The sequence below is a fragment of the Rhodococcus sp. APC 3903 genome (genome assembly GCF_030407755.1).
In the GTDB taxonomy this organism is placed as follows: Bacteria; Actinomycetota; Actinomycetes; order Mycobacteriales; family Mycobacteriaceae; genus Rhodococcus_F; species Rhodococcus_F erythropolis.
The window spans coordinates 13,003-36,335 of record NZ_JASDCV010000022.1 but is presented as its reverse complement, the minus strand read 5'-3'; the positions used below and the strand labels follow the sequence as shown (position 1 = coordinate 36,335).

The following is a 23,333-nucleotide window of genomic DNA, read 5'->3' as shown; positions in this document are numbered from 1 at the left end:
TCCGCTTGTTATGCCGCCAAGGACCTGCGCCCCTCAGTCGAGCAATCGGAAGAATGCCACCTTCTGTGGTCCGTGCACCTTCTGCTGGTCGGCCCCACATTTTCCCAGCAGACGTGGAGCGGATCACTGAAATCTCATGCGAGTGCCAACTCTCGAAATCTCAAGTTGTTTTATTAAAACCATAACAATATGATCAGTTTGTGCTGATCCGATTGACACCCAACGAGAACATGCCGCTTCATGAGCAAATAGCGCACGCGGTTCGGGATGGGATTCTCAACGGTTCGGTAGCCGACGGTGAACGGCTACCGAGCGCCAAGGCTCTCGGTGAATCACTGGGCGTCAGCCTGCACACAGTACTGAGGGCATACCAGGCACTTCGCGATGCCGGACTCATCGATCTGCGCCGCGGGCGAGGGGCAGTTGTCACCGCCTTATCCGAGCCCAGCAGGGCGAAGGCCACCAGGATTCTCGACGAGGCCGTCTGCCACCTCAACGAGCTAGGGCTCCCGCCGGAAACAGTTCTTGCCCTTTTTCGTTCACGACTAGAGAGAGCCCAGATCTCATGACCTCGAACGTGACCGACCATGCAATGATATCTCCGCCCGACCCTCGTCTATGGCTCGGAGTGGTCGTGCCAACGTCGGGGATCATTTGTGCCGGTTTGGCGTTGACGATACGGTGGAGTCCAGATCTACCCTCGGAAGTGGCCCAGAAATGGGATCAGGCGTCCGGGAGCGTCACGACAGTAGGCCCGCTCTGGGTCAATGTGGCGCAAATGCCCAGCATGGCCGCTGCCGCACTTGTTGTCCTCGCCGTCATGAAATGGTCCGGAAAGCTCACGGGGTGGGGACGGCGCACGTCCGTCGCAGCCTTGGCCGGGATTGCCTTCTTTCTTGCCGGGTCCGCGCCGGTGATGCTTCACCCCCAGGTGGGCCTTACCGAGCCTCTGCTGGCCCCGGACCCTCGGACAGGGATGCTGATCCTGGGAATCGCGAGCTTCGCCTACGGGGCTTTGGCCGCAACAGTCGCCGGCGGCCGCCCCCTCGAGGCGGACACCGAGGCTGGCGCCGAGGTCCATCCCATGGATCTGGGGCCAGGTGAGGTGGCGGTGTGGAGCCAGCACGTCACCGCCTGGACGTTTCTGGTTCCCGGCGGAATCGGCGGAATCGCCCTACTTGTGGCGTCTATGGCAACGACCTTGTGGTTCCTCGCCCCCATCGGCGGCGCGCTGCTACTGCTTGGCATCGTCGGTGGCCGTTGGACCGTCACCGTCGACCACCGAGGGATCACCTGCAGCACATTGCTCGGCATCGGGCGTTTCTCCATGCCGGCAACAGCCGAGACGGTTGCCGACGTCACCGAAATACGGGGCCTCTCCGAGTTCCTCGGTTGGGGGCTCCGCCTTGGAGCTGACCGCTCCCGGGCACTCGTCCTGCGCAACGGTGAAGCACTGCGCGTCCAAAATCTGCGTGGACGAAGCTTGACGGTAACGGTCAAAGATCCAGCCGTACCCGCATCGTTGTTCAACGCGCAGGCCGCCCGCCACGCCGAAATAGCTTAGGGAACTTCGGTTTCGAGGGTCGCTGTTCTGTTCGAGATTGACCCGGGCGAGGGTCGGTGCGACGAGTGAGCTGATGACATCGTCGAATTCGACGATTCGTTCTGCCACCGCGGCGTGGTGTTCGGCGACGTCGCGCAGCGGCCTGTGTACCTCCTTGGGAATCGGGTCCGGCAGGGCGGTTGTCGTGGTGAGGGTGGATAGCGCCGCCGCGAGCGGGTTGACCGAGCGCCGCAATTCGAGCACCTCTCGCTTGACGAGATAGATCTGCTCGATGCGGGTGTAGCGGATCGGGGCCGAGCAGTTCCACTTCCAAGGTGTCGATATCGACGTCGACCGATCCGACGACGCCGAGGTATCCGTCGACGATTCGGTCGATCACCGCGTGCAGGACAGCCCACGGCCCCATTTGCAGGTGTTCCCGTGATCCTTCGAGTTCCGCGCGCACGCCGGCCAAAGCGGTGTGCGCGCCGTGCCGGACGGTGACGATGAAAACCGATCCGACAGCAGCGAGGATCTCACCGGTTTCGACGATGTCACCGGCGGTCCGGATCGAGATCGGCGACAGGTAGTGCGCTGTGCGCATCACTAACACGGTCACCTTGTCGTACTGTTCGAGTTTGGGGCGTTGATGCGCGTGCACCGAATCCTCGGCGACCAATTCGTGCAGGCCGTACGTCTGTGTGATCGCCGTCATCTGCTCGAAGGTCGGTGCAAACAACCCGAGCCACACGAACCTCGAACCCCGACGCCGCACCTCACCCAACGCGCTTTCCGGGATCTTACCCGGGTTCGATTGGCTCCACTGCTCGCTCAGCTGATGCTCCAACGATTCGGTTGCCGTGTCAGTCAGCCGCTGCAGACGCTCCGATTCCCTGCCCATCGCGAGGACTTCGTCGCTGGCGTTCTTGTCCATCGCGAGCCACTGACTCATAATGCGCCATGTCTGGTCGAAGATCGTCTCGTCGATCTCGCCTTCGTAGAACGGCTCGTCGATGTCCTCGGCCGACTCTTCATGTAGTGGTGCCATTGGCTGCTCCTTTGTTTGAGCGGGAGCTGGTCAGGTGGGTGAAGCGTTCATCTGGGCTCTGGGACATCCTGATCAGGTTGACTGCCATTTTCAGAGGCAGTTTGGGTTGTCGCAGGGCTATCACCCGGAAAGACTTGCAATACCGTTTCCGCCTGCACCGTGATGGCAAGGACACCGCCGGCAATCACTATCACCGCCGCAACATTGTTCAAAACTGTGATGAACCTCTGTACCCACGTCTTTGCCTCGGCGGTGGATGGAGGGTGATTGTTGCAGGCACGAACTGCGTCCCCAGTTGCTGCGTCAACGGCTGCGTCCAATCCTCGTGGCCCGCGTCCAATCCTCGTGGCCCGCGTATCGAGTAATGCCGGAGCGCCATCAGCACCTTGTCGAGTTGCTCGATGAGGCAGATTTTCAACTCGGCAGGTAGGTCGGTGGAAGCGTGCAGAGCGTCGATGAGTTCCTCCACTTGCTGGCGGAGATCGTCTATCTGGGATTGCGCAATGCGTAGTTCGCTTTCTTCGCGATGCAGAGTCTGGCTACACGCCCTGAGATTCATGATGTCCGTCGCTGAGTATGCCTGTTGGACAGATTGAATTACGGAGCTGAACGCCCACAGTCGGGTGATCGCTGTGTTCACCGGACCCACCCATTGCAGGAAGAATTCAATGTCTATTTCTTCTTCGTCGCGCGCCCGAACTTGCCGTTCGATCTCACCCGGCATCTGACAGAAAAAGCCCAGGTCCTCCGCGAAGGCAGCATCTGTTTCAGTTTCGAAGATGACTGTCATGAGCGCTTTGATCTCGGTGCGCTCGTTCGCCGACTTGATCTGTTCGAGCACTATCGCCAAACGGGCAGCGGGAAGCGGGGGGCATCCCGCAATTGTGCAGTACCGCTTTCGGCAGTTGCCGGAATGAAGGAGCCCGAGCACGAGGACGTTGCGTCCGTCTGGAGGACGAACCAGAGGTTCGGTCCACCGAACAGAAGAGCGCTTCCGAACGGTCGGCAGACCTGATTGCCAAGCATCTGTGCATCTCATCTGGAGGAGGATGCAGCGATGACATTGAATCCGGAGAAAATGCCGCCAAAGATGCGGTGTGCGGCTCAGCGTGAAGACTTCAAAATCCGGCTGATGACTCCAAGGCGTGGCACTAGGCGTTCGCCTGGGTGGTGATCGCCCTCGTCGTCGCATCTCCGTGGATCTGCGTTACCAAGCCGGGGCAGGAGGTCGTGGGGACTCCTCTTCCGCGTTGGCTGATCCTCACTGGAGCGGCAGTTGCGCCCCTCGGTGCAATCTTCACCACGCTCGGCGTGGGAGTTGCGATGTTTGTTGCGCTGCGGGAAAGTGGGGGAAGTCCCGGACATGCCCGCTGGCCTCGGTCAACACCGTTTTCGACCGAGCCCCGTTTCGAATATTCGCAGACTCCCAATCGGGCGGAGTTCGGTGCCCGAGGTGCTCGGTCATCTCCTCGTTCAGTGCGGTTTCCAGAACGGTTTCGGTGAACTGCTTGAGCAAACCGTCCGGCCCGGCCAGAGACAGCCGTGCACCTTGGCGAGTCGCACCAACTCCGCGGCCGCCGCAGCTTCCGCCGAGGGCTCGGCCTGCTTCTTCGCCCGCATCTTCCAGTGTCGCCATCTCGGCACCTCCTCACCAAGCATTCACTCAGCTTCTCGGGCCAAACACCGATTACGAAACAGTCCCGTCAGGCTCGGCGCCTCACACAACACCTAGCGAAGTAGTTGGTTGAGAATTTGCAATCCCTGCCGAATGTGCTTGTCGTGCGTTCCTGCATAGCCGAGCAGCAGAGCGGGTGGTAGATGTCGTTCGATGCAATGCTGGGACAGCGGCCATAGGTGAAGATGCTGACGTCCAGCTTCTCGTACGAGTGCATGTTCGTCGGTCCCGTCAGGCAGCCAACCAATCAGGTGTAGTCCGTGGATAGTGGCTTCGACTCGCATTTTCTTGCCCAGGACATGTTGCGCTTCTTCCAGAAGTGTTTGTTGGCGGGCGCGGTAGAGCAGTCGCATTCGGCGCAAGTGACGTGCGAAGTGTCCGGATTCCATGAAGTCGGCGAGTACGGCCTGGTCGAAAAGGTGTGAGTGCATGTCGGTACTCATATGTGCCGAGATGAAGCCGTCGACTAGTTCGGGTGGGGCGATCATGTAGCCGAGGCGCATGCCTGGGTACATGACCTTGCTGAACGTGCCTACGTAGATCACACGGCCGTGAGGGTCGATCGCTTGAAGTGCTGCCAGCGATCGCCCTTGGTAGTGGAATTCGTTGTCGTAGTCGTCTTCTACTACCCATGCTCCGCTTTGGGCGGCCCAGTCGATGATCGCCAATCTGCGGTCGAGAGCCATCGTGGCGCCTAGCGGGAACTGATGTGAGGGTGTGACGAATGCGAGCTTGGCGTCAGGTTCTCGTTCGATTCCTGCTGCGACGTCGATGCCCTTTTCGTCGACGGGTACGGGAATGAGTTTCGCTCCGGACGAGACCAGTGCGGCTTTCGCGCCGAGATAGCAGGGGTCCTCGATCCATGCGGGATCGCCCGGGTCGAGGAGCATGCGGGCGCTGAATTCGAGGGCTTGTTGAGAACCTGACACCACCACCACTTGGTCTGCGGTGCAGCGTATTCCGCGTGAGATTGCAATGTGTGAGGCGATCGCTTCACGGAGCGGCCGGTATCCGGCAGGGTCGCTGTAGCGCATTAACTCATGGCTGGATCGACGGAGGCGAGCGGAATACATTCGAGTCCACAAATCGAAGGGGAAGTCGCCCAGCGATGGGAGGCCGATCTGGAATGCCGTAGAACCGGCCGGCACTCCAGTCAAGGATGGCAATGGCATTCGAGTGGTCTTGGCGATCGCGCGCCCTCGCGCGGACAGCCCTTGCGGTTCTATATGGGCGGCGGAGCGGATCCCTGGAGCGTGGATGGCCGTATACGTCTGATCGACAACAGTTTCGGCGACGTAGATTCCGGAACCTTGCCGTCTGTCGAGGTAACCTTCGGCGTCGAGCTGTTCGAATGCAGCGAGCACAGTATTACGTGAGACGCCGATCTCCGCTGCGAGCCGGCGGCTCGGGGGCAGTCGAGCTCCTGCTTGGAGTTGGCCACCGAGGATTGCGTCCCGGAACTGTTCGTAGATTTGACGATACGCAGGCCCCCCCTCGCTCGTGGAGCGCGGATTGTCTTTGTTGCGGGTCGGTGACAAGCGGTACCCCTAAGTTCTTCGAAATTGGACCTGGTGATCCCCAACAAGGTGGACCAGTATTGGAACCACCACACCGTACATGTGTCTCATGTCACAACAGGAACGCATGGATGTCGGCGGTGGGCAAGTCAACGAATCATGCACTGTCCGTGCACAGTCCAGCGAGGGAGATATGCAATCGTGGCTGTTTATCTGAGTATGCAGCGCGTTCGGTTTTCCAGTCCGGATTCGTACGAAAAGTTCAAGGTGGTTTTTGCCGATACCCGCCATCACCTGATGAAGCTTCCCGGCTTCATGCATTTGACGTGGTGGGAGCACCCTGACGACCCGACCTGGTTCAACGAGTGCAGTTTCTGGGCCAGTAAGGAATCGCTCTACGACTGGCATATGAACGAATACCACAAGCGCGCGAAGGCGTGGGCGGCCAATGGGGCGATCATGGAAGACATCATCACCAACTTCGAGTTGACGGGAACTCGACTGCTACGCATCTGTCCGTGCTGCAATTTGGTTCAGGACAAGGCGTACAACCTCGAAGAAGAGCAAGCCGTCCTTCGCGAAGTGTGCCCTGAGTGCGGCTTCCACTTCCCGTACCTGACGGAACAGCCGACCAGTTTCGCAGTCTTCAAAGACGTACCACTGTCTCAGTCAGATCCAGATGTAGATGTCGTAGTCACCGACGGCGATCGCTCTGTGCCCGTCCGAGCCTGAAGCCACCCTCAGACTGAAAAATACTGCTCCACAACAACCTCGAAGGAAGAAACATGACCACTTCACTGGCGAATACCATCGAAACCGGTAGCCGGAACAGCACTGGGGAATGGGTGCCATTCGCATGGACCGAGCCCGTCCACGGCCCTCAGGTCAAGGGGGAGGTCCTGGTCATACGCACCGGTGGCACCTCTGGATCCCTGCAGGCGGGATTGTGGCGTACCGGAGTCGGTATCGCGGGTTGCAACCCCGACGGGACCTGTCACGTCGACTACTCCGCACCCACAGCGGATGAAACCGTCGTGATACTCGAGGGCGTCGTAGAGGTCACTGTGACGTCGACAGGCAAGAAATACGAACTCGAAGCAGGTTCGATCATGAGTCACCCGAAGGGGCTCGACATCACCTGGGATATCAAGAGCCCCTTCCTGAAGAAATTCTGGGTGCTCTGGGACAGTCCGCAGGAAGCAACGAAGGACGGCGACGTCTACGTCGGTAACATCAGCGACAATCCCGAAGAATGGGCGCCGTACGAATGGGTCGAACCCGAACACGGTCCGCAGGTCTGCGGTGAGCTGTTCGCACTACGTGGCACCGGCGCTACCGGCACTCTCATGTGCGGACTCTGGCGAACCGGCGTCGGAATCGCCGGATGCGAGGCGGACGGATCGTCCATTGTCCCGTACACCGCTCCCCTCGGCGACGAGACGATGCTCATCCTCGAAGGCAGAGCGCACCTCGTCGATCACGCGAGCGGGGATGAATACGACTTCAAGGCCGGCGACATCATCGCTCTACCCTCCGGGCTCGAGACCACCTGGACGTCGCGGGCACCGTACGTCAAGAAGTTCTGGGTCATCACCAACGAGAACGTCCCATCCTGACCTTCGGCGCAACTCCGAAACAACCACCTCCAGTTGACATTGCGTAGAAGGCAATCACATGACATCAGCACCCACGACGGCAGTACAGTCGATCTCTTCCGGCGTCACAGATTTTCTTTCCCGACCGGTCCAACACCTCATCGGCGGCGCCAGTGTGGCGTCGGCATCCGGGGAATCGTTCGCGACTTTCAATCCTTGCGACAGTAACGAACTGACGCAGGTAGCCATGGGGGAGACCGAGGACATCGACCGGGCCGTCCGAGCAGCGCGGCAAGCACTCGGCGGTCCATGGGCCAAAATGAGCCCGTCCGATCGCAGCAAGATCCTCTGGCGCGTCGGCGATCTGATCGAACAACGCAGCGAAGAATTCGCGGTCCTGGAGGCCCTCGACAGCGGGAAACCGTTGACCTACGCCCGTCTGGTCGATATTCCCCTGTCTGCTGACTGGTTCCGCTACATGGCTGGGTGGCCTACAAAGCTCGAAGGAACCACCATTCCGGTCTCTGCAGTGGCCACCCCTGGGAACTACTTCGCCTACACCGTCCGGGAACCCGTCGGTGTTGTCGGCGCAGTCATCGCCTGGAACTTTCCCTTGCTTCTGGCTGCGTGGAAGCTGAGTCCGGCACTGGCTACCGGCAACACTGTCGTCCTCAAACCAGCCGAACAGACGCCTCTCACCGCCGCGCTACTCGGTGAGGTCCTTCGTGATGCGGGTGTGCCGGACGGGGTAGTCAATATCGTCCACGGATACGGCCACACCGCAGGTGCCGCTCTGGCCGCACATCCCGGCGTCGACAAAATATCGTTCACGGGATCCACCGAAGTCGGTCGCGAGATCATCTCCGCAGCCCGGGGAAACCTCAAGAAGGTCACCCTCGAACTGGGCGGAAAATCACCGAACGTGATTTTCGACGATGCTGATATCGACGCCGCCATAGCTGGCGCCGCAAACGCGATCTTCTTCAACCAGGGGGAAGCCTGCGAGGCCGGATCACGGCTGTACGTGCAATCGAAGGTTTACGACCGGGTCGTCGAGGGTGTCGCCGAGATCGCCTCGGAGCTTAACGTGGGGAACAGTCTCGACCCCGACACCCAGATCGGGCCGATGGTGTCGAAGAAGCAGTTGGACACGGTTCTCGGGTATCTCGAGAGCGGACGGGTCGACGGCGCCAGGGCAGTGGTTGGTGGCCGGCAGAAGGGCGAGGCCGGATACTTCGTTGAACCTACGGTTTTGGTCGACACGACACCGGAAATGAAGGTTGTCCGAGAGGAGATCTTCGGCCCAGTCGTGACGGTGGCATCGTTCGACGATCCGGACGACATCGTGCGGATGGCAAACGACACCGACTACGGTCTGGCCGCCGGTGTGTGGACCTCGGACGTGTCCAAGGCACACAATATCGCCGCGCAGTTCAGAGCCGGGACAGTGTGGATCAACAGCTATCACATCCTTGACCCTGCACTACCTTTCGGCGGATACAAGCAATCCGGATGGGGCCGTGAACACGGTGCAGCCGTCCTCGACGCGTACACCGAGACGAAAACCGTCATCCTGAACAAGGGATAGCCGAACAGAACAGGTGGATGCCGCATAACGAGGCATCCACCTGTTCTGCCTGTTTATGACAGCTTGAATTGGAGTGTGTCAAGGTTCTTGGACAGCGACTCGGTGGTTTCAGGCAGCTGATGCTGCGTTTCGATACTCGGCGCGGGCTTCCGCGGGGGTGCGATAGCCCAGCGTCGAATGCAGACGTTGTCGGTTGTAGAACACCTCGATGTACTCGGCGACCGCGAACCGTGCCCGACTCCGGGTGTTGAACCTCTCCCGGTAGTACATCTCGTTCTTCAGGGTCGCGAAGAACGACTCGGCCGCCGTGTTTTCCCAACACACCCCTGTTCGTCCGACACCGGTTCGCACGTCCTTCGACTCGGCGAACTCTACGAATTCCGTTGATGTGTACTGACTTTCGTAATCTGAATGGAACACTGCGCCCGCACGTTTGGTCATCCAGCCGCCCGTCCCGCAGGCGACGGCCATCTGCAACGCGTCGACGATCAGCGACGTGCGCATGTGCGACGCGGTCTGCCATCCGACGACCATCCGTGTCGCGAGGTCCATCACCGTCGCCAGATACAACCATCCCTCACTGGTGCGTCGAGGGGCGCCGTCCCCTTGGAAATAGCGTGAACTGTGCCCCACCGAACTGCCAGCGCGATGGCTGCAGAATCCGGTTTGGACCCCGCAGCCGCCATCCGGCACGCTAGGCGATGATCTTGTGCCCGGCTATCCTCAGATTATTATCGTCCGTCGCCGGGGCGCGCGTAGTCAGGAAAACCGGGGCGCAGGACCTCGCCCCCCTTCACGAACGTTGTGACGACCGATCTGGTCGGCACTTTAGCGGTGCTGGCACCGGCGGTCGAAAAAAATGGCGCAGCGTCGAGGTAGGGCAGATCGGTGGTCGATGCGCCGCCGATGTCGGGGACGCCGAACACGTACTACGATGTTGCAGTCTCGTTGCGGAGCTGCGCGGTAGGCCAGGCAATGCACCCGCTTCGTGCCAGGACACCCGTGACGTACATCGTTGGGTGTCCGCGGCCCCTACACGGCCCTGGTTATCCAGCGATTCATCCGATTGAAACAACGCCTGGCAGGAGTTCATCCCGTTCCTGAACTACGACATGAAGATGCGGCGAGCACTTTGCTCCACCAATGCTATTGAGTCCTTGAATGCCCATACTGGCGTGCCCTCAAGGCCCATGGGCACTTCCCCGCGGAGGCTGCTGCGCGCAAGTGCCTCCACCTGATGACCCGTTCACTGGACCCGGCAGGCAAGGGCCAGACACGATGGATAACAAAGTGGAAGCCTGCTCTGAACGCATTTGCGATCACGTTCACCGATCGTTGGCCCGGATGGGAAGCTCACTGATGGAAAACCGCCGAAACACCATTAGCGAGATAGACCCACGATGCGAGAAAGAGCCGCTCTCACCAGACCGATCTCCGCGGACTACCTCTCCCCCGACATCGATACTGCGGATGCGGTTCAAGCACTCTTCCTCAGCGTTCGAGGCGCACTGATGACGTTGTCCGACAGCAGCTTCATCGTGATGAGGTGGCGCAGGAAGCGGGTGGGAGATCCTCGGTACGGCAGCGCGGCGAGGACCGCTCGGTCCCCCCGTGTCTGCAGGCGCTCACAATTGCGGCCAGCCATTCGTTCGATGACATGAAGTGCGGCGAGTTGGTGGGTGTCGAGTGCACTGTGTCCATTGTCGATCTTCACCACGTGTACGTCACGAAGAAGTGCAGCGGCACGTTCGGCGATCGGAAAGGGCGTCCGCAAATCGCGCGTACCCGCGATGATTGTTGTCGGCCAGTCGAAGTGAGGCATTCGGCCCGGTAGGTCGAACGGCTCGCCGGCGAAGGCTGGATACTTTTGTGCGGCGGCAGCGAATTGTGGTGCAGGGTCGAAAGGTTCTCCGTCCGGTGGTGGCGCGTAATTGAGCTCGGTGAACGCGATTCTTCCTACCTGTCCGAGCTCCATGACGTAGGCCGAGGCGATCTCGTCGTTGATTTCACTGTTGCCTACTCCTGCGATGAACTTCCATGTCCGCTCAGCGCGTCCGGCGGTCGCTTGGGTGGGCACTCGGGTGAGAAGCCTTCGGCCGCCGAACTCGTACACGATCCGTGCGACGTCGGCGGCTTCGGTTTGGTCGGTTCCGGAGGCGACCAGTTCCCGGAGCAGTCGGGCGCATTCTGCGAGTTCAGGGGTCGCGCCGTCCCACAAGAGCGTTCGGGCATGTGATCGCACGATGTGGTGGTCATGAGCGGACAGCACTACCGAGTCCAGAATCATCCCGGCCACACGTCCCGGGTGAACGATCCCGAACCCGGACGCAAGGTACGTCCCGTAGGAGGAGCCGCACAGCACTGCTTCGGCCACATTCTCGGCATCGAGGACCGCTGCTATGTCGTCGATTACCGACGCGATGTTGATCGCGTTGGGCGGGAGAGGGTTTCCCGCTGTATCGGCTCGGGACAAGCCGATACCACGATGTTCGATCATGATCGTGTCAATGCCGGATTTCGCCGCTCGTGCGCGAAATCGGCGGTACGGCAGCACTGACGCCAGACCCGGCCCGCCGGGCAGTACCACCACGGGTAGGCCCCCGCCGCGGGGGCCGGTTCGGGTGTAGGCCAGGTCGAACTCGGGGGTCTTCCCGGACACAGGCCTTCTCACCGCGCGTAGTCCAGGACTCTTCTGGGCCATCGCGCGAGCCTGATCGCTCCGCGCACGACCGCTCATGGCGCGGGCACCGTTTCGAATACCGTCGAGATGTACTTCGTCAGCAGGGTTCGCCCTCTACCGATGGTCGTTGGCGTTCCGGGAGTCAATGATTCGAGCGTGATACCGACAATCAACGCACCGAAGGCGACCGGACTGCGACGATCACCTTGGAGAAAGCCCTCCCGGCACGCTCATGACCGCCGCCCCAGGCAAGGACAACCCCTACACACACCTCACCGCGCTCTTCGCGGACATGAGCACGCTTCCCGCAGGCGATCCCGAACGCGAACATCTACGCACCCAGATCATCGAAGCAGGGCTGCCGATCGCCGACAACATCGCCGCCCGATACCGCGGCCGCGTGGACAAACCCACGACTACCTCGTCCAGGTCGCCCGCCTCGGCCTGGTCAGCGCAGTCAACCGCTTCGACCTCGACAAAGGGAAAGACTTCCTGCGCTTCGCCGTTCCTACGACGATGGGAGAAGTGCGCAAACACTTCCGCGACAAAGGGTGGGGTGTCCGCGTCCCGCGCTCACTGCAGGAAAACTACCTCGCACTAAAGAAAGCACAATCCTCGCTCACCCAACACCTCGGCCCCGAACCCAACACACCCGAACTCGCCGACGAGATCGGCGTAGAACCGTCCGAGATCAGGCAAATCGTCGCCGCCGGCGACTGATACCAGTCGACATCCCTCGACGTCGACACCTTCAAAGACGGCGTCGCCATCGCAGACACACTCGGAGACTACGACACCGCCCTCGACGGCATCGACAACCACGAAACCCTCCAACCGGCCCTGCTCGCCCTCCCCGAACGAGAACGCACCATCCTGCTCTACCGATTCTTAGGCGAACTCACCCAAGCCGAAATCGCAGCCAACGTCGGACTCTCCCAAATGCATGTCTCCCGACTACTCGCCCAATCCCTCGACCAACTCCGCGTCGAACTCGGACAACTCACCTGAAACCTGCTGTTTGCCAACAACATTCGACATCCAAGCGCATCGACGCAGAACAGATTGGTTCGCCAGACACAGCATCCGGCTCCTCAACCCACAGTGATGCGGACCAGTCCCACCGCGCCCTCGTACGCATGTCCCTCTCCAGGGTCTACGTCCGCAATCAGCTCGTCAGGGTTTTCAGGTTGCCAGCAGCGACTCTCGCCTCGTATCGCTTCCGCTGTCCGAGCCGAAACCTATCTTGGGTTTGATCGGCACATCCGCAGAAGACGTGCTGATGGTTGAAATGGCGGCCATTCGATCAATCGCGCGAGCCGTTCCGGAGCAGGAATCGCTGGATCTTTCCGCTGGGAGTCTTCGGTAGCGAATCCACGAAGTGGACGGTTCGGGGATATGCATGCTTTGAGTACTTGTCCCGCACCAATTCCTGCAGCTCACGCGCTAGTCCTTCGTCGGGCACCGCGGCGGCGTCCAGGACAACGAATGCCTCGACGACTTCGCCTCGAATGCCGTCGGGGTCTGGCCGTCCCACTACGGCGACTTCTGCGACATCGGCGTGTGTCACCAGTACGCTTTCGACGTCGAACGGTCCGATTCTGTAGCCGGCCGCGAGAATGACATCGTCGTCGCGGGCAGAAAAGTAGAAGTTTCCATCAGTATCCTCTCGCCCGGTATCGCCGGTGAGGTACCACGACCGGTCCGCGGTGAACCGCTCAGCAGTCTTCTCCGGCGCGTTGTGGTAGCCGCTGAACCACAGCAGTGGGCTCTGTTCGACGTTGATGGCGATCTGGCCATCGACGATGCCCGCCGTGTAGCCCGGTAGTGGACGCCCCATGGATCCTTCCTTCGGCGTCCGGGCGATGTCCGGATGCCAGTGAGCGCAGATCACCATGCCAAGTTCGGTCTGGCCGTAGTGATCACGAATCTCGCAGCCAAGTTGCGTTGTGGCCCAACCCTGAACCTCTGGTGTCAGGGGTTCGCCAGCCGACGATGCTCGTCGGAGGGAAAGGTCGATATCACTAGCGCTCTTGCGCATCGACCGGTACATGGTGGGTGCGCCGGCAAAGTTGGTGACGCCGAAGGCGTTCATCACCTCGAAAGTCGACTCCGGAGTGAACCCACCCTCGAACACCAGGCTCCGCCGTCCCGCAGCCATCGGGGCGATGATCGAGTAGTAGAGGCCGTACGCCCATCCTGGGTCCGCAGCGTTCCAGTAGACATCGGTTTCCTGAACGTCGAGTGAAAATGTCAGGTAGCACCGGAAGGATGCCAACGCGCGGAGGGGAACAGGAACTCCCTTCGGCTTACCTGTGGTTCCACTCGTGTACAGCTGGACGAGTGTGCCCTCGCCGCCGATTGCGACGGAGTCCGAATTCGAGGCGCATGTGCCCGCAGCGTCGTCGAGTTCGTCGACGTCGAGGATTTTGACGTCCTGGAGGTCTGAAAATTTCTGTCGGTGAGCCGATTCGGTGATGACGAGGCGTGCGGCGCTGCCGTGAACTCGAAGCTCGACCGCGCCCGATGCGAACGCTGTGAACAACGGGACATGCACGGCGCCGAGCCGCCACAGGGCAACGAGCGTGATGATCAACTCAGGTCGCTTGCCCATCATGACCGGCACCCGATCACCCTGCGCTACACCCATGCCACGGAGCACTGTGGCGTATCTGCGTGAACGTTCGGTGATATCGCCGAAGGTCAGGTCCCTGTGCGTCAGGTCGGATCCGACAAAGGTGAAAGCGACCGCATCGGCCGGGTGGCGATCACAGAGCAGATGGGCACTGTCCGCCGTGGCGGAAGAGTATTCCTTCATCCAGGCAATGACAGTGTCGTCGATAGTCGGCACATGTTCTCTCTGCACGTTCTCGCTCCTTGCACGATCTCGGTGTGTTCGGCAACACTGTCACCTATGAGCGAGACCGACGTACACCCTCCAAAGAGGGGGGAGGCGGGAACCGAAGCCTCCACCAAAACCGTTGCAGTGCTCTCTCGTCTACGAAAAGCAACCGGCGCCTGCCTCACTTTCATCGGCGAGGTGACCAGCCCTGGACTGAACCTTTCCGCCTTCGACGGACGAGTAGTCGGCCCGCTCCGTGGCGCGCTCTTGAACGCCGGACACGGCCTCGGCGGGCGGGTGCTGGTGGAAAAGCGCCCCGCTGCGCTGTCGGATTACTTCCAATCAACCTCGATCACCCACACCTATGACGAGATCATCCGGGCAGAGTTACTGCAAACACTGGTCGCGGTCCCCGTGATCGTCGCCCGTAGACAAGTTGCGGTCCTCTACGCCGCGACCCGGATCCCGACCGTCGAGGTAGGCAGGCTTCTCGACGCAACGGTTCACGAGGCGCGGGCCCTCGAACAAGGTCTCGTCGTCGAAGATCTTCTTCGAAACACACACGCGAATGTTCCTAACCCTCAAGATGACTGGCGCACACGTGCGCGCGACGCATACGGCTCGTTGCAGTCGATCGCGCGGGAAATTGACGATCTCGCGCTGCGAGCCAAGATCCTCGAGGCTGCACAGATTCTGGCCGGGGAATCTACTCGGGAGAGACCGCCTGTCAGCGTGACGCGGCGAGAACACGACGTTCTCGTGTTGGTGGCGGCAGGGATGACGAACCAGGCGGTTGCTGATCATCTCGGAATCGGCTTGTATACCGTCAAGGGCCACATGAAGAACCTCATGCACAAGCTCTCTGCAAGCAGCCGACTCGAAGTAGTTGTCAACAGCCGAAGAGCACAGCTGCTCCCCTGATAGCGCGCCGCACGTTTGACCGGATCGCGACGGGATCGGCGCCGGATCCCCCACCGCTGCTGTGCAATACAACGACCGGGATCGCGTCAGTTTCGATGGACACCGTGATGTGCACAGACCGCGGGCCGGCACCGGCGGTACGAGCTCCAAATTCTGATGGCAAGTCTTGCCGTCATCGGCAAATGGCGCGCTGGTCTACGCGGGGGTTACTGGGCATTCCGAGCTGGGCGCTTTTATTCGCGTCGACGTTGCCCCGATGTCTCAGGCGCGCGGCCCAGTTCGCGGCGGACTTCTTCGCGCCGAGGCACTGATCGAGGCTGTCGCATGCATCGAACTGAAACAGCGCCACCTGCTCGCCGAGCGGAGAGGCCTCGTCCCCGGCGATACCTGGCACGATCCGCCCGTGATTCCGTGGTCACCACCGATCGACACGGTGTCCGCGCCTGCGCGGAAAACGTGCTGATTCATTCGAGGCTGTTCTCGTTGTGGACGAAGCCAGCGCACTATCCAGGAAACAAACCCACCGAGGTCAAGCCGACGCGATTTCGGGCCGTAATTGCTCGCTGAACAAACTGTGGATCTGACGGTGCGCGAGCCCGGCAGATCCACAGTTGTCCCTCGTTCACCCGATTCACCCACCCCAACAGCGTCGTCGGAACCATCACCGCGATCTCGTTCGACGATGGCCAGGACGAAAACAAGGTTCGCTGACATCGCGGCGATGTGCGTCGGGGAGCGCGCGGTGTATGGGACAAGCAATCGGAGGGGCCAGAAACTCGCGAGCCCAGCTCGGCGGCGATCACATCTTTGCCGCAGATATCGAGAGCGCTGTCGCCGATTTCATGGCCTTGACCCGCGCTACCAATCTCCAGCTCGGCACGAGCGAATACGACGTGCAGGTCGGCATCGAGTGGGGCGGCGGTACCCCGCTTGTCGTTCGAACCGTCGATCCCATGAACTATCCGATCCCTAACGCGAATGTGAGCGTCGATCACCTTCTCGCCGAGATCGACATATCCAGTCGCCCTCGACGTCGGCTCCTCCTCAGCCGGCACAAGCGGGCTGTCCGACAACTCGAAAGTGAGATGCCGTGCCGCAATGGTTTCCGTGATCGCGGCGTGAATTCGATCAAGATCTGATCCTTCGACCGATTCTCGTATCCTGCCCATGTTCGTCACCACAGCCTTCGGCACGAGCCATGTTCGTCACCACAGCCTTCGGCACGAGCCATGACATCCACGGGCCTTCGACTGACCGAGCGGCTTGCGTCCGCTCTATTAGGCTGCCCTCATGAAACGTAAACAATCTTCAAAAAAGACGATAGGGCTGGCCATATCATTGTCAGCCTGCCTCGCAATACTGACCGGTTGTGGACAGAACCAGCCCGACGCAACGTCGACAACCACACAAGAACGATCAACTTCCAGAACGGTTCAGCACATCTTCGGAGAAGCAACCATTCCTGTCAGTCCCCAACGTGTCGCAGTCCTCGACGGGGATCGCACCCTCGAAGCGGTCGTCGCCCTCGGCATCGACCCGATCGCCGCAATCAAACCCCCGCTGACCGGAGATTACTCTCAAGCAGTCCGCGATGAACTCGACACCGAGCCCCTCGATATCGGCGCCGCCGGCGCAGGGATCAACATCGAAACACTTCTGACAGCCGAACCCGACCTGATCATCATGCGCACTACTTTCGAAAACAGCCGCGAACTCTACGATCAACTGCAGTCCATAGCCCCCACAGCGGTCGTCGACTACACCGAAGCAGGCTGGAAGAACACCCTTGTCCAAGTCGCGGGCTTCCTCAACGAATCTGATCTCGCCGACAGTCTGATCAGTGACTACGACACCGAAGTAGCCCGCGTACGCACCACCCTCGCCACCGACAACGTGACGTTGACCGTGGCAAGAGTGCGTACCGACTCCGTGCGCTATATGACCCAAAACGGATCGTTTCCCTACTCGGTACTCTCCGACCTCGGCTATCGCGCCCCCACACAACAAGACCTCGGATCACCTGAGATAGCGACAGTCGATGTCAGCCCAGAACGGCTCGACATCCTCGCCGCAGATCGATTGATTCTCTTAACCGACGCCCGCGCAGACGACGCTGCCGCCGCACTGCGCCAAAACCCCCTCTTCTCCAACCTCGGCGCCGATGTCACCACACTGCCATCCAAGGACTACCTATTCGGAAGTGTGCTTACCGCGCACAGACTGATCGAGACACTCACTGACTCGTGACAGGGCGCGTCCCTGAAACGAACCCGATGACCGCCCGGTACTCGTGACAGCGGACTCACCGCTCTTCTTCATCAACTCGGCATGGATCTCGGTGTCCAGTTCCAAATCGAAAACCGACGCTGTGTCCACGGCTATCACGTTCGTGACGACGAACCTGCTCACCATGCTCTAGTTCTTGCGGGCGTCGGTCCACGACGCGACGATCCACGAAAGGGTTCAAGACCGGCGCGATCAGGGCTCCGAGGCAGAACCCGACGACCACATCCTTGTCCACGTTGACGATCACTGCTGCAATGCCGGCCAGGACGAGGACCAAGACTACCCAACCGCCGGCTCGCTGAGCGGTGGTCCACTCAGAGTTTTCGATCCAACACACTGCTGTGGCCACGATCGCGTACACGACCGTGGCCACAGCAGCCATCGCCATGATGGTCAACATCAACGGCAGTTCCCGCCCGAGATTCCCATCGAACCCACACAAACTGACAGCAGCAACATCAGCGGGGTTCGATCAGGTCCACCCACGCCGTCAACGATTGTGTGAACTGACCGGCGAGCGGGAGCGGCGCCATCGCATCGAATTGTCCGGGGTTCAGGATTCCGATCTCGCCGAGTCCGTGGTTCGCGCTTGTCAGTTGGGTGAAGGTGAGCGCTTCAGGTGCGACGGCGGAGCGTAGCCGTTGTACTTGGTCGCAACTGACATTGAGGTCTTTCTCGGAGCATGTGATCAGAACGGGCAGGGAATCCGGCAGCCCGGCTGCGAGTTCGGCTGGGTCGTAACGGTCGGCCTCTGCGAGGAACCGCTCGTTCGCGGATGTCAATCCCACGGATCCGAGCAGTGGGTCCTGGTCGGGCGGGATGATCCCGTTCTCCCGCAACGATTGAACCGTGCGAGCGAGACTGCTGCGCGTGACGTCCGCATCGGAGGCTGGTAGTTGTCCGCCTTGGACACTGAGGTCGAGACTGGCGTTGATCTGGTCCGAAAGTAAGTCGAGATACCGCTGCGAAAGCGGTTGCAGCAAGCCCAGACCGGCGCCCGGGGTGTTCGTACGCTGTTGCAATGCGAGTGCGGTGAGCGCGCCTTCGCTGTGCCCGAGCACCACGGTTCGGGAGGCCGATGTTCCGGTCAGTTCACCGAGCACGTTGAGCGCGGCGTCGGCGTCGTCGACCTGCATGTCGAAGCCGTAATCGAAGGTATCCGGGACGCTACCGCCCAGGCCTGTGCGCCCGGACCCGAACTTGTCGAACCGCAGACTCGCAATTCCGTGCGACGCCAACTCGTCCGCCAGGTACGCAAGGGTGTTCGGAAAGACCATCGCATTCTCTTGGTTTCCGTTGCGATCGGTAGGTCCGCTACCCGGCAGCAATAGAACCGCGATGCCGGAACTTCGGGTCGCTGTCGGCGTACGAAGGCTCCCGTAAAATGTGATGTCGCGCGATTCGAACGTCACTTCGGCGTCGACGCCCACACGTGCGGACAGAGATCCCGTCACCGATGATCCCGTCGAAGTAGACGGATTTGCTTGCGCTGCAGACGAACCGAGCATGGTAAAGCAGGTCGAGAGAACGAACACGGAGACGACTGTCGCGGCGCGGCGCCAAACTGTGATCACGATATGGACCCTACCGGGTCGGAAATCGAGTGCGATGCGTCAGCATCCACTGAACAAACCGAATGCGCTCATTTCGGGATCACGTCTCGGACAGGGGGGCTGAGAGTTCTGTGCATTCTGAATGTGGTTACCCAACTCGTTGTACATGCTCGTCGGGCACAGCAGGATCGGGTAGTAGCTCGGATACACGCACCGGGAACCAGACAAACTGCACTCTCCTACGTTTCTCGGATACGAAACACCGCCGAATCGTCCAGGCTAGCGATCTGGGAGCCCGGCCGATCGGCAGCGGGCCCACAAAATATCTTCCGCACCAACCGAATTGGTGCGCACCTTATCTGGGTTGCACTTCGCTCTCGCCGCACTGCTGAACCGCGGGCTGTCCGGTCAGCGGTCATGGCCACCGTTTTCACCCGAGGCGGTTGAGCCATGCTCTCCCCCGCCTGCCATGATCGCAACAAACACCACCGACGCTCCGGCAATACCTCCAGCCCGGGTAAAGCTCTCCGCGACAAGGGCAGCCAGAGCAACGGGCAATGCAGTCACGGAATAGACCGCGAGAATGAACTTCGCTGGATCGGCAGCGATGCAGCGAACGGTCCACACCGCCAGGACGCCCAAACCTGCAAGGCATTCAGCGAAAACCCATCCACCCCAAGAATTGTCACTCGATATCCAGCTCGCAACCACTGCGTAGGAAGCGAATGCGAGAAGAAGGGCAACAACACCGGCGACGACTGGTTTCATCTTCATGAATCTCCAACTTGGTAGCAGCCAGATCCTGTGCGCTGGAACGGGGCAACACCGATCACTGACGGCCAGAACAAGCCGGTGGCACCGAATTTGAGCGCCAGGCAACACCCTGGCCGAGGGACCTTCATCATGCCGCCAGCGTGAAAGCAGTCATACTGACAGAAAGAGCCAGGAAACAGCCACCACTGAGTCCGATACCGACGAGCATGGCCCGATCCGGTCACGAACTCACCCAGTCACGGTATCAATCAGCGTGTGGCTTCGGCACACACAGCGATGAAGCTCAGGCCTTTCCGGCCCGCACGCGGGTGACGCGTGTGACGCATATCGACCGATATGAATTGCCCAGGCCCCGCAGGAGTGGCCTCGTCATCGACCGCGAGCCAGCCGTCGCCGGCGGTGATGGCGTAAACATCGTCATTGCGGTCATCGATGTGATCGTGCGGCACCGTCTCGGCATCCGGCGGGAGCTCTACCTGGTAGACCTCGAACGCGGTGACATCGAGGGCTTCGCTGACACGGCGATCGTACGGACTTGCCGCCGGATGCGGCCCGTGTCCAGCAGGAATAGTGAAGGCGTCAACCACGGCATGCGGCATGGCAACGATGTTAACTCATCTCCCACCAGCCAAGCCGTCCTCCGCACGGGCGCGACCGACTGTGACCCACACCGACCAAACGTCTATCGCCTATCAGAGATAGGACCATCACCATGGAACGCGACCACCTTCCCGCAGACCTCGACGCGGCACCCGACGCCGACTACATCGAACAAACCATCCCAGCCGACCCAAATGCGGTGGATGCCGTCGACATCGAGGCCCTCAGCACCGAACTCGACAGCACATGGCCTCCGCCCGAAGGAGATCTGATCGAACAATCGATACCCGCCCCCTCGACGGCGACCACTGAGTTCCCCGCCTGGGGCACATACAACCGAGAATCGGCGGATACCGCCGACCGCCGATGCGCTCTACGCAATCGTCCCCAACCGCACCGACGACAATCAGCAACTGACCTGGCTGCAGATCGGTTCAATCGCCGGGCCGAGCGCACCCATCCCCTCGGCCGCTCTTCGCGCCACGCGACTACAGATCGTCGGCAGCGGCCAAGGATCAGTCAGCACCCAGACGATTCTCGCCGAGCTACCCGAACTGGCCAACGCGACCACCAAACGGCAACTTCCAGATCCACGCTCGGGCCGTACCCCTCGCCGATGCCGAGCAAGCATGGGCTGACGCCGCCACCAGCAGCGTGCGGATCGTCCTCACACCGCAGTCATGACCCCACACAACACGCGCCGGACCAGCCACAACCAAGAATCGTTACCCCCGCAAACCGTTCGTGACAGAAAGGACTGCCCAGCAACATATTTCAGACATTTCCTTCCTTGCGTCGCGTCGACGTCCGCGCAGTGACCAACGCTGACTTTGCCGCGTTCGTATCCGAGACCCGGTACGTTACCGACGCGGATGGTCTACGTGTTCGCCGAATTTCTGCCCACAGCGCTCCGCCGCAACGCACAACTATCTGAGCGGACCCCTAGTGGTGTGGATATGCAGGAGCATCCTAGGTGTACCCGGCCAGGACGTTGTTAGCGGGCGTGTCGGCTTGACGTGAAGAGAACCTCCGGATGGGGTGTGGCTTGTCGAAGGCCCACTTCCCACAGGAGGTTCTCGTGTCCCACGGTAATGCCCGCACCACGTATCTCGGGAGAATGCTCATCGTCAAACGCCACCGGGACGGCTGGCCCAAGGCCCATATCGCCAGCGCGATGGGGGTTTCCCGTAAATGTGTGTCCACTTGGGTGGACCGCTTCGCGGCCGAGAGTGAGGCGGGATTGCACGATCGGTCCTCTCGTCCCCACATGATGCCGACCCGAACCGCGGCCACAGTCGAGACGCGGATCGTCGAACTACGCATGCATGAACGACGCGGACCGGACTGGCTCCCAGCGGAACTCGGGGTGCCGGCCCGCACCGTCTCCCGCGTCCTGTGTCCTGCGACGACACCAGGTGCCGTATCTGGCCGACTGCGACCCGTTGACCGGTGAGGTGATCCGCTCGTTGACGACCACCGCGGTGCGCTACGAACGCCAGCGCCCCGGCGAGCTGGTGCACATGGACGTCAAGAAGCTCGGCCGGATCCCCGACGGCGTCGGATGGCGTGCCCGCGGCCGCGAGCACCGGGAGCGGGACTACTCGACGAAGGTTGGATTCGACTACGTTCACTCGCTCGTCGACGACCATTCCAGGCTCGCCCACTCGGAGGTCCTGCCGGACGAGAAAGGCGCCACCTGTGCGGGTTTCCCGATCCGTGCGATCGACTACTTCGCCGGCAACGGGATCTCCACGATCGAACGGCTAATGACCGACAACGCCTGGGCCTACCGGTGGTGATTGCGTGCGGTCTGCGCCCAGCACGGCATCCGTCAGAAGTTCGTCAAACCGCACTGCCCGTGGCAGAACGGCAAGGTCGAACGACTGAACCGCACCCTGCAGGCCGAGTGGACCTACCGGCAGGTGTTCACCAGCAACGCCGAGCGCACCGCCGCGCTTGCGCCCTGGATCGAGCACTACAACACTCGACGACGTCACAGCGCACTCGGAGGCCTGCCGCCGATCAGCCGGCTGTCACCAACCTGATGGCCGGGTACACCTAGGGCACGGCCGAAGGACCTGGTAGCGACATCTCCGGTGGAGGCAATCACCCGGTAGCCCATGTGTGGAATAACGCCCTCGCATACTGTAATTGGGGAGGAACAGTACTGCCCACCGACACCGAATGGGAGTACGCAGCCAGAGGCTACCTCGAACAAGCCGAAACACGCGAGGAGAGAACTGACACCGAACGGTGTTCACCGATGCAACATCTGGCAAGGAAAATTTCCGCGCGAGAACACACGCGCCAACGGATATGCCGGAACCTTAACGGTAGATAAGTTCGCGCCCAACGGGTTCGATTTTCATGACATAGCAGGGAACGTCTGAGAATGGTGCGGGGACTGGTGGACAACCGATCACTCCACCAACGGCACCGACAATTCCACAGGACGCAATACCGAAGCCCGAAGGTTACCCGTGGCGGCTCAGACCTCTGCCACGATTCGTACTGCAACCGTTACCGAGTCACCGCCCGCACCAGCAACGCCCCTGATAGATCCAACGGAAACCTCAGGTTCCATTGCGTGTCAGTTCCTTCCAGGTTGAACCAACAATTGGAGTGAAACCGGCGACACAGAAAAAGCGCCGCCACTTGAAACGAAGTGGTGATTCGCCCTGGCGACCGCCCCCTGGAGCAGTCACCGCCGGCGC

General features: G+C 60.8%; 21 protein-coding genes and 5 pseudogenes. 15 read left to right on the top strand and 11 right to left on the bottom strand.

Features of this window, described 5'->3' with window-relative positions; all coding sequences use genetic code 11:
- Window positions 1-200: 200 nt before the first annotated feature.
- Both QMA15_RS25975 and QMA15_RS25970 read left to right on the top strand, forming a co-directional pair.
- On the top strand, window positions 201-569 hold the full coding sequence (locus QMA15_RS25975; RefSeq protein ID WP_290287095.1) for a GntR family transcriptional regulator: 369 nt from the start codon (window positions 201-203) through the stop codon (window positions 567-569).
- Window positions 570-778: 209 nt separating this feature from the next.
- Complete coding sequence (locus QMA15_RS25970) at window positions 779-1,564, top strand: hypothetical protein (RefSeq protein WP_290287094.1); 786 nt, start codon at window positions 779-781, stop codon at window positions 1,562-1,564.
- Here the strand turns inward: QMA15_RS25970 and QMA15_RS25965 are convergent.
- From QMA15_RS25965 to QMA15_RS25950, 4 genes and pseudogenes are all read right to left on the bottom strand, one after another.
- Window positions 1,527-2,591 carry a CorA family divalent cation transporter gene (locus QMA15_RS25965; protein ID WP_290287093.1) on the bottom strand — a complete coding sequence of 355 codons (1,065 nt, stop codon included), beginning with the start codon at window positions 2,589-2,591 and terminating at the stop codon, window positions 1,527-1,529. The two genes, QMA15_RS25970 and QMA15_RS25965, sit on opposite strands and share 38 nt — an antisense overlap.
- A gap of 208 nt (window positions 2,592-2,799) precedes the next feature.
- Window positions 2,800-3,432 carry a hypothetical protein gene (locus QMA15_RS25960; protein WP_290287092.1) on the bottom strand — a complete coding sequence of 211 codons (633 nt, stop codon included), beginning with the start codon at window positions 3,430-3,432 and terminating at the stop codon, window positions 2,800-2,802.
- A 519-nt stretch (window positions 3,433-3,951) separates the two neighbouring features.
- A pseudogene (locus tag QMA15_RS25955) lies at window positions 3,952-4,211 on the bottom strand (transposase); the annotation flags it as partial.
- Window positions 4,212-4,319: 108 nt separating this feature from the next.
- Window positions 4,320-5,804: a PLP-dependent aminotransferase family protein gene (locus tag QMA15_RS25950; RefSeq protein ID WP_290287091.1), complete on the bottom strand. Its 1,485-nt coding sequence runs from the start codon at window positions 5,802-5,804 to the stop codon at window positions 4,320-4,322.
- Window positions 5,805-5,984: 180 nt separating this feature from the next.
- On the opposite strand from QMA15_RS25950, the gene QMA15_RS25945 reads away from it, so the two are divergent.
- From QMA15_RS25945 to QMA15_RS25935, 3 genes are read left to right on the top strand one after another with little or no spacing between them, the layout of a single operon-like run.
- Window positions 5,985-6,515, top strand: coding sequence for an antibiotic biosynthesis monooxygenase (locus QMA15_RS25945; protein ID WP_290287090.1), 531 nt, complete (start codon window positions 5,985-5,987; stop codon window positions 6,513-6,515).
- 53 nt (window positions 6,516-6,568) lie between these two features.
- Window positions 6,569-7,399: a cupin domain-containing protein gene (locus tag QMA15_RS25940; protein ID WP_290287089.1), complete on the top strand. Its 831-nt coding sequence runs from the start codon at window positions 6,569-6,571 to the stop codon at window positions 7,397-7,399.
- Between the two features lie 58 nt (window positions 7,400-7,457).
- Window positions 7,458-8,966, top strand: coding sequence for an aldehyde dehydrogenase family protein (locus tag QMA15_RS25935; protein ID WP_290287088.1), 1,509 nt, complete (start codon window positions 7,458-7,460; stop codon window positions 8,964-8,966).
- A gap of 108 nt (window positions 8,967-9,074) precedes the next feature.
- On the opposite strand, the gene QMA15_RS25930 is transcribed toward QMA15_RS25935, so the two are convergent.
- The gene (locus QMA15_RS25930) at window positions 9,075-9,659 is read right to left on the bottom strand and encodes an IS3 family transposase (RefSeq protein WP_290287087.1); all 585 of its coding nucleotides are present in this window, start codon (window positions 9,657-9,659) and stop codon (window positions 9,075-9,077) included.
- Window positions 9,660-10,039: 380 nt separating this feature from the next.
- On the opposite strand from QMA15_RS25930, the pseudogene QMA15_RS25925 reads away from it, so the two are divergent.
- Window positions 10,040-10,326, top strand: a pseudogene (locus QMA15_RS25925) (transposase); the annotation flags it as partial.
- 117 nt (window positions 10,327-10,443) lie between these two features.
- Here QMA15_RS25925 and QMA15_RS25920 read toward each other — a convergent pair.
- Window positions 10,444-11,703, bottom strand: a complete 1,260-nt coding sequence (locus QMA15_RS25920) for an alpha/beta hydrolase (protein ID WP_290287086.1) — start codon at window positions 11,701-11,703, stop codon at window positions 10,444-10,446.
- A gap of 30 nt (window positions 11,704-11,733) precedes the next feature.
- Here QMA15_RS25920 and QMA15_RS32845 point away from each other — a divergent pair.
- From QMA15_RS32845 to QMA15_RS32835, 3 genes and pseudogenes are all read left to right on the top strand, one after another.
- Window positions 11,734-12,141, top strand: a pseudogene (locus QMA15_RS32845) (hypothetical protein); the annotation flags it as partial.
- A 30-nt stretch (window positions 12,142-12,171) separates the two neighbouring features.
- Window positions 12,172-12,366 carry a sigma-70 domain-containing protein gene (locus tag QMA15_RS32840; protein ID WP_356702392.1) on the top strand — a complete coding sequence of 65 codons (195 nt, stop codon included), beginning with the start codon at window positions 12,172-12,174 and terminating at the stop codon, window positions 12,364-12,366.
- 48 nt (window positions 12,367-12,414) lie between these two features.
- Window positions 12,415-12,654, top strand: coding sequence for a sigma-70 family RNA polymerase sigma factor (locus QMA15_RS32835; protein WP_356702389.1), 240 nt, complete (start codon window positions 12,415-12,417; stop codon window positions 12,652-12,654).
- A gap of 295 nt (window positions 12,655-12,949) precedes the next feature.
- Here QMA15_RS32835 and QMA15_RS25910 read toward each other — a convergent pair whose 3' ends face one another.
- Complete coding sequence (locus QMA15_RS25910) at window positions 12,950-14,461, bottom strand: AMP-binding protein (RefSeq protein ID WP_290287141.1); 1,512 nt, start codon at window positions 14,459-14,461, stop codon at window positions 12,950-12,952.
- A gap of 96 nt (window positions 14,462-14,557) precedes the next feature.
- Between QMA15_RS25910 and QMA15_RS25905 the strand changes: the two genes are divergently transcribed.
- The 4 genes from QMA15_RS25905 to QMA15_RS25890 all read left to right on the top strand — a co-directional run bounded on the left by QMA15_RS25905 (window position 14,558) and on the right by QMA15_RS25890 (window position 17,653).
- Window positions 14,558-15,406, top strand: coding sequence for a helix-turn-helix transcriptional regulator (locus tag QMA15_RS25905; RefSeq protein WP_290287085.1), 849 nt, complete (start codon window positions 14,558-14,560; stop codon window positions 15,404-15,406).
- Between the two features lie 256 nt (window positions 15,407-15,662).
- Window positions 15,663-15,869, top strand: coding sequence for a hypothetical protein (locus QMA15_RS25900; protein WP_290287084.1), 207 nt, complete (start codon window positions 15,663-15,665; stop codon window positions 15,867-15,869).
- Window positions 15,870-16,152: 283 nt separating this feature from the next.
- Window positions 16,153-16,545 (top strand): hypothetical protein, encoded by a 393-nt coding sequence (locus tag QMA15_RS25895; protein ID WP_290287083.1) that lies wholly within the window; start codon window positions 16,153-16,155, stop codon window positions 16,543-16,545.
- Between the two features lie 151 nt (window positions 16,546-16,696).
- Window positions 16,697-17,653 (top strand): ABC transporter substrate-binding protein, encoded by a 957-nt coding sequence (locus QMA15_RS25890; RefSeq protein ID WP_290287082.1) that lies wholly within the window; start codon window positions 16,697-16,699, stop codon window positions 17,651-17,653.
- Window positions 17,654-17,708: 55 nt separating this feature from the next.
- Here QMA15_RS25890 and QMA15_RS25885 read toward each other — a convergent pair whose 3' ends face one another.
- From QMA15_RS25885 to QMA15_RS25870, 4 genes are all read right to left on the bottom strand, one after another.
- The gene (locus tag QMA15_RS25885; protein WP_290287081.1) at window positions 17,709-18,092 is read right to left on the bottom strand and encodes a hypothetical protein; all 384 of its coding nucleotides are present in this window, start codon (window positions 18,090-18,092) and stop codon (window positions 17,709-17,711) included.
- A 58-nt stretch (window positions 18,093-18,150) separates the two neighbouring features.
- Window positions 18,151-19,266, bottom strand: coding sequence for an alpha/beta fold hydrolase (locus QMA15_RS25880; protein WP_290287080.1), 1,116 nt, complete (start codon window positions 19,264-19,266; stop codon window positions 18,151-18,153).
- 387 nt (window positions 19,267-19,653) lie between these two features.
- Window positions 19,654-20,019 (bottom strand): hypothetical protein, encoded by a 366-nt coding sequence (locus tag QMA15_RS25875; protein ID WP_290287079.1) that lies wholly within the window; start codon window positions 20,017-20,019, stop codon window positions 19,654-19,656.
- Window positions 20,020-20,267: 248 nt separating this feature from the next.
- A complete protein-coding gene (locus tag QMA15_RS25870; RefSeq protein ID WP_290287078.1) occupies window positions 20,268-20,618 on the bottom strand; it encodes a cupin in 351 nt (116 codons plus the stop codon).
- A 1,079-nt stretch (window positions 20,619-21,697) separates the two neighbouring features.
- Between QMA15_RS25870 and QMA15_RS25865 the strand changes: the two are divergent.
- Together QMA15_RS25865 and QMA15_RS32830 are read left to right on the top strand one after the other, a co-directional pair.
- Window positions 21,698-22,664, top strand: a pseudogene (locus QMA15_RS25865) (IS481 family transposase).
- A gap of 38 nt (window positions 22,665-22,702) precedes the next feature.
- Window positions 22,703-22,960, top strand: a pseudogene (locus QMA15_RS32830) (SUMF1/EgtB/PvdO family nonheme iron enzyme); the annotation flags it as partial.
- Between the last annotated feature and the right edge of the window lie 373 nt (window positions 22,961-23,333).